Annotated in this window: 5 protein-coding genes; all 5 read left to right on the top strand. The window is 36.1% G+C overall.

Features of this window, described 5'->3' with window-relative positions:
* The first annotated feature begins 258 nt into the window (after positions 1–258).
* From mqnE to CVS92_RS08735, 5 genes are read left to right on the top strand one after another with little or no spacing between them, the layout of a single operon-like run.
* A complete protein-coding gene (gene mqnE / locus CVS92_RS08755; protein ID WP_107789197.1) occupies positions 259–1323 on the top strand; it encodes an aminofutalosine synthase MqnE in 1065 nt (354 codons plus the stop codon).
* 12 nt (positions 1324–1335) lie between these two features.
* The gene (locus tag CVS92_RS08750; protein ID WP_107789196.1) at positions 1336–2628 is read left to right on the top strand and encodes an NCS2 family permease; all 1293 of its coding nucleotides are present in this window, start codon (positions 1336–1338) and stop codon (positions 2626–2628) included.
* 12 nt (positions 2629–2640) lie between these two features.
* The gene (locus tag CVS92_RS08745) at positions 2641–3081 is read left to right on the top strand and encodes a phosphoribosyltransferase (RefSeq protein WP_054196841.1); all 441 of its coding nucleotides are present in this window, start codon (positions 2641–2643) and stop codon (positions 3079–3081) included.
* Between the two features lie 9 nt (positions 3082–3090).
* Positions 3091–4308: a glycosyltransferase family 39 protein gene (locus tag CVS92_RS08740; protein WP_107789195.1), complete on the top strand. Its 1218-nt coding sequence runs from the start codon at positions 3091–3093 to the stop codon at positions 4306–4308.
* Positions 4309–5010 (top strand): Tfp pilus assembly protein FimT/FimU, encoded by a 702-nt coding sequence (locus CVS92_RS08735; protein WP_107789194.1) that lies wholly within the window; start codon positions 4309–4311, stop codon positions 5008–5010. It abuts the gene before it with no gap.
* The last annotated feature ends 12 nt before the right edge of the window (positions 5011–5022 follow it).

Below are 5022 nucleotides of genomic sequence, written 5' to 3'. Positions count from 1 at the left end.
AATCATCATATTCTTTGGCTAAAAAATTTGCAAAATTTCTACCCAGATTTTTTTGAAAATGTTTTGGTAAATTTGCCTTAAAATCAAGAAATTTATCTTTGATTTTTAAATAATTATCGCTATTTTTGGTACTTTTATCGGCCAGCATTTAATGTTTCCATTGTTAAAAATATCTTGGCAAATGTTACATAATTTTTGCAAAAACAAAGCTTTATTTGCCTATAATAAAGCCTTAAGTTCAGCTTTAGGACGATAAAGATAATGAATCTATTACAAAAACTAGAAAGTGGCGAGAGATTAAGCAAGCAAGAGGCTTTTTCGCTTTATGAGCTTGATCTTTTTACATTGGCTAAATTTGCCGATAAAAAGCGCAGAAAACTGCACGGCAATAAGGTCTTTTTTAATGTAAATCGCCATATCAATCCAACAAATATCTGCGCTGATATCTGTAAATTTTGTGCATTTTCGGCTCACAGAAAAAATCCAAATCCATACTTAATGAGCCACGAAGAAATTTTAAAGATCGTTGATGAAAGCGTGAGCCACGGCGTAAAGGAGATACACATCGTATCAGCTCACAACGCAAAAAGTGGCTGGCAGTGGTATTTAGAGATTTTTAAAAAGATAAAGGCAGCTCATCCAGAGCTTCACGTAAAGGCGATGACGGCAGCTGAGATTGACTTTTTATCAAGACATTACGGCTTAAGCTATGATGAGGTGATAGAGAAGATGCTCGAATACGGCGTCGATAGCATGCCAGGCGGCGGGGCTGAAATTTTTGATGAAGAGGTCAGGGCTAAAATTTGCAAAGGCAAAGTAAGTAGCGAGAACTGGCTAAAGATCCACAAAATGTGGCACGATAAAGGCAGACAAAGCAACGCAACAATGCTTTTTGGCCACATAGAAAGCCGTGAAAATAGGATCGATCATATGCTAAGGATTAGAGACTTGCAAGATGAAACTGGCGGATTTAACGCGTTTATCCCGCTTGTCTATCAAAGAGAAAACAACTACTTAAAAGATGTTAAATTTTTAGGATCAGCTGAAATTTTAAAGACTCTGGCGATCTCACGTCTTGTGCTTGATAATGTCCCACATATCAAAGCTTACTGGGCTACTTCGACGCTAAATTTAGCGATGATAGCTCAGGAATTTGGCGCTGATGATCTTGATGGCACGATAGAAAAAGAGAGCATCCAAAGTGCAGCTGGCGCAAATAGCGCAAATGGCGTTACGCTAAAGACATTTTGCGATCTCATAAAAACATCTGGTTTTACGCCGGTTGAGCGTGATAGCTTATATAACGAACTTAAAATTTACTAAAAGGAGCTTGGGGTGAAATTTTTTGACTTAGCACAAAACAAAACGAGTGTGAAGCAGGAATTTGGAGCGGGACTTACGACGTTTTTGGCAATGATGTATATCGTGCCGGTAAATGCGATCATTATGAGCAAAACTGGCATGCCTTATGAGGCACTAATCACGGCAACTGCGCTAATTACCATCTTTTCTACGATATTAAATGGTCTTTGGGCGAACACGCCAGTTGCGATGAGCGTTGGTATGGGACTTAATGCTTATTTTACATTTGGTCTTTGTATCGGCATGAAAGTACCTTGGCAAACGGCTCTTGGCGTTGTCTTTCTAAGCGGCGTGATATTTGTCGTCTTATCTTTTACAAATTTTAGAATGTGGATAATTAGATCCATCCCACTTGATCTAAGAAGGGCGATAAGTGCGGGCATAGGCACATTTATCAGCTTTGTGGCGTTTCAGCAAATGGGCTTTATTGTAAATAGTGACGCAGTTTTGGTTGGCATAGGAAATTTCAGAGATCCAAACGTGCTTCTTGGCGTTTTGGGGCTATTTTTAGTTATTTGCTTTTGGGCGTGGAAGATAAAGGGCGCGTTTATCCTAGCTGTGCTTGCTACTTCAGTGATAGCTTGGGTGCTCGGTATCGCTCCTCATCCAACAGAAATTTTCTCAACTCCAGCTTCTATCTCTCCGATATTTTTAGAGCTTGATATAAAAGGTGCGCTTAGCCTAGCCTTGCTGCCAGTTGTTATCACATTTTTTGTGACCGATCTTTTTGACTCGATAGGCACATTAGCTGGTGTAGGAACGAGGGCTGGAATTTTTGACGAAAATAAAAAAGATGGTGTCGTAAAACTTGAAAAAACTCTTGAAGCTGACGCTATTGCTACGGCAGCTGGCTCACTTGTAGGCGTAAGTACGACCACATCGTTTGTAGAGAGTGCTAGCGGTGTAGAAGAGGGCGGTAGAACTGGTTTAACGGCTGTATTTTGCGGACTTTTATTTATACTTACATTATTTATGTTACCACTTTTTAAAGCGATCCCTGGCAATGCCATATATCCGATCCTTGTAATGGTTGGCGTGCTTATGTTTGCTGAGCTTGCTAGTATAAATTTCAAAGATCCAGCCATTGCAGTTGCGACATTTTTTATAGTTGTGCTTATCCCGCTTACTTACTCGATCACAAACGGCCTTGCATTTGGCTTTATGTCATACGTTATAGTTAAGCTCATAAAGAGAGAATTTAGCGATATAAATTTAGGTGTAGTCGTGCTAGCGCTCATTAGTTTTATCGTATTTTTAGTGCATTGATAAGGAAGAAAGATGATATTTTATAGCTATGATGAATTTGCTGTTGATACTAAAAAGATGGCAAAACAGATAAAAGATGAATTTGATCCAGAGGTGATACTAGCTGTGGCAAGAGGTGGTCTAACGCTTGGCCATTCGCTAGCTGTTGCGCTTAATAATAGAAATTTATTTACCCTAAATTCTATCCACTATGAAGATACAAATAAGCTTGATACGATTAACATCTTTAACGTACCAGATCTTAGCAAATACACTAAAATTTTGCTCGTCGATGACATCATCGACAGTGGTGAGAGCATGGTCGAGATAAAAAGAGAACTGCTTAAGCGTTATCCAAATTTAGATATAAAAATAGCGACCGTCTTTTATAAAGAGAAAGCTCTGCTTTTGCCAGAATTTAAGGTAAAAGAGGCTCACGATTGGATTGAGTTTTTTTGGGATATACATATTTAAGGAAAATTTTTGCTAGATAAATTTAGAGAATTTGTTGGACATCACGTCGCTTTTAGCGTATTTTTAATATGTTTGATCGATTGTATATTTTTACTTTATACGGCAAATTCTCTTAGTATAAGTTACAGTGAAGCTGAAATTTTTTTTAATAAACAAAATTTTCTTAGCTATGTTTTAAAATTAAGCGTTCAAATTTTTGGTCAAACAGATCTTGCTTTAAGATCCGTAATGATCGCTTTTCATGTAATAAGTGTCGTTTTAATGTATAAGATAAGCAAATTTTACATTAAATTGGAGTTTGACAGACTTATTGCAGTATTGCTTTTTATCTTACTTCCTGGCACGCTAGCTTCAGCCCTTATCGTCAATAATGCTGGGCTTTGTGTTATGCTGGCGCTCCTATGTATATACTTTTTTCATGTTAAAAATAAAATTTTATTTGTAACATTTTTTTGCCTTTCTTTTTTTATAGATGGCGATTTTTTGATATTTTACGTAGGATTTTTTATATTTTCACTTTATAAAAGAAGGCCGCCGCTTGCTTGGCTAAGTGCTATTTTATTTTTACTCACGCTTTACTTTTTTGGTTTTGATACAAATGGTAGGCCAAGTGGGCACTTTATCGATACTTTTGGTATCTTTGCCGCTGTTTTTTCGCCATTTATTTTTATCTTTTTTGTCTATACGATTTATAGAATTTGGGTTAAGGAAAAGAAGGATCTTTTATGGTTTATTGCGATTTGCTCGTTTTGCTTTTGTATGATAGTCTCTGTGCGTCAAAGACTGGAGCTTGAGCAGTTTTTGCCATTTTGCGTGATCGCAACGCCACTTATGGTAAGAGTTTTTTTTAATTCATATCGCGTAAGATTGCCAAAATTTAGAAAAGGCTATAAAATTTGCACGACCTTAGTGATGCTTTTTTTAGCCTTAAACTGGTCGATGATCGTATTTAATCAAATTTTTTACCTATTTTTAGATAACCCAACAAAGCATTTTGTCTATAAATTTGATGTTGTAAAAGAGCTTGCTGCTAAATTAAAAGAAGCGGAAATTAAGGATTTATACACTGATAATAAAAAGCTTGCATTAAGACTTAAATTTTATGGTATAGATGTAAGAGATGAGTCTAAAAATTTATTATTAAACGCCGATCTAGATGGAAAATCAAAATTTTGCATAGAAAAAATGGGAAAAGTAATTGCAAATTTTGATGTAAGAGGCAGGTAGATGCATAAAAACAATGGTTTTACTGTTATAGAGCTTATATTTGTAATCATTGCCGTTGGCATACTTGCAGCAATGATCATACCAAGGCTAGAAATAAACGGAGCTAGAGAGGCAGCTACACAGATGCTAACGCATATAAGATACGCCCAACACCTTGCCATGCAAGATGATAAATTTGTACATTCTGAAAATGAAAAATTTTGGTTTAAAATGAGATGGGGGATAGCTGTTAATGACACTAGTTTGCAAGAGTGCTCTGTAGATGAGCCTGGGGTTAAATCTTGGAAATATAGTATTTTTTATGATAAAAGGGGTAGTGGTAATAAATTTAGCGGTAATTTAAATTCCAAAGAAGAGGTTGCCATCGATACACAAAAATCAAGTAAATTCTTAAGTGCGGGCTGGAGAGGCATTCCACAATCTTATTGCAATAAAATTAATACAGATTTAAATATTGAAAAAAAATATGGCATAAAATCGGTTAAATTTGTCGGTAGTTGCGGAAAAGGCAAAACGCAAACCATTGATTTTGATGAATTAGGTAGGCCCATGAGAGTGGTGAGTGTTACTAACAATAAAGGAGCAAAAAGGCCTTATTCAAGACTATTAAAAGGTGATTGTAAGATAGTTTTAACAGATAAAAATAACAATGTAGCTTCTATAAATATAGAAAAAAGAAGTGGATACGCATATATAAACTAAACCCTATAAACC

Source organism: Campylobacter concisus (assembly GCF_003048555.1).
In the GTDB taxonomy this organism is placed as follows: Bacteria; Campylobacterota; Campylobacteria; order Campylobacterales; family Campylobacteraceae; genus Campylobacter_A; species Campylobacter_A concisus_AO.
This window is presented reverse-complemented; position numbering and strand designations above follow the sequence as displayed.